At 62.4% G+C, this 1,238-nt stretch carries 1 protein-coding gene; it reads right to left on the bottom strand.

What is annotated here, in order from left to right; all coding sequences use genetic code 11:
* Positions 1 to 462 precede the first annotated feature (462 nt).
* The gene (locus J9611_RS21375; RefSeq protein WP_211883264.1) at positions 463 to 987 is read right to left on the bottom strand and encodes a hypothetical protein; all 525 of its coding nucleotides are present in this window, start codon (positions 985 to 987) and stop codon (positions 463 to 465) included.
* Positions 988 to 1,238 lie beyond the last annotated feature (251 nt).

The following is a 1,238-nucleotide window of genomic DNA, read 5'->3' on the forward strand; positions in this document are numbered from 1 at the left end:
ACGGGGCCTGGATCATCGCCTGACCGGTCGGGGCCGGTAGCCCTGCCCCTGGCGCGGGCCCTCATGGCCCCTACAAGACCTCAACGGCCCCGCCAATATCCCCAAATGAGTGAAAACCAGACCACCGCATCCCCGCCGACAACCGCCAAGCCGCCGGCCCAGGCGCCAAAGCTCCCGAACCGGCAACTCAAATAGCCCTTAGTTCAGCAGAGTCCTAGCAATAGTCGTGATTGACCGGCCTTCGGACCCGGCGCAGGTTTGGGGTATCCGGCTGCAACCCGCAATAGCGCGGCAAGCGAGGGTCCCTTCGCGGGTCTCCGTGGCATCCGGGTCCGCGGCCCGGTGTTCCCAGACACTGCCGCACCACCGTTGCGGCGTCTGGTTTCAATCCGGTATCTCCATCCGGAAACCGCAGCGGCTGGTCGGTGCTTCAACCGCCAGGATTCAAGCAATTTCGTTCCGTTAGCGCGGAAGCTGACTGGCTGCACGGCGCCGGTTTTCCTTTGCCTCCCTGTCCAGGGCGCGGTAAGACAGTCCGGCCAGGACGGAAAGCGCCGCACCGAACAGCGGCCCCAGAATGTGCAGCGGACCTAGGACGATAGCCATTTCGGCCGGGAGCCCAGCGGTTGCGAACTGGGTGGCGATTACCGCGGCAGTCATCGTGGCGATGGTCAAAAGCGCCACTGGTCGAGGCAGCAGATGCAGCTGCAGGACGAAGAGGGGAAACGCCAGCCAGGCGAAGTCATAGTCTCCGATAAGCAGGACGACCCATAGTGCGGTGATGATCGCCAGCCATAGAACGCGGTAGCGCCGGTGGTCCAACTGCGTGCTGCCGCTGGTGAACCTTTTGTCCATGAGGATCCCCGCCAGATAGACCCCGGCAAAAACAGCTGCGATCGCGACCCAGACGAACCAGAACGTACCTCTGGCCTCGGGGAGCAACGTCAGCCTCAGCGTGGGGACACCGAGCAGGACTGCGAAACCCACATGAAGCGTTAGACGCAGGATTCCAAGGATTGAGGCTGTGGATGGCGCACCGTCTGTCTGCCGGCCGACCCGACCGATGAATTCGTTCCTACCGCGGGCATGCGGTTGTTCGGTTCCAGGCATGGCACCAGCTTAGCCTCGGGATTTCATCGGGGGTGTGACCGGAGCCCGTAATTAAAGCCTGAAAGGTGCCTCTGACGTGGGAAAATGTAGTTACCACACCGCATTTTCTACGCACATCAGGGAGCACC

It is taken from the genome of Pseudarthrobacter albicanus, from assembly GCF_018224015.1.
GTDB lineage: Bacteria > Actinomycetota > Actinomycetes > Actinomycetales > Micrococcaceae > Arthrobacter > Arthrobacter albicanus.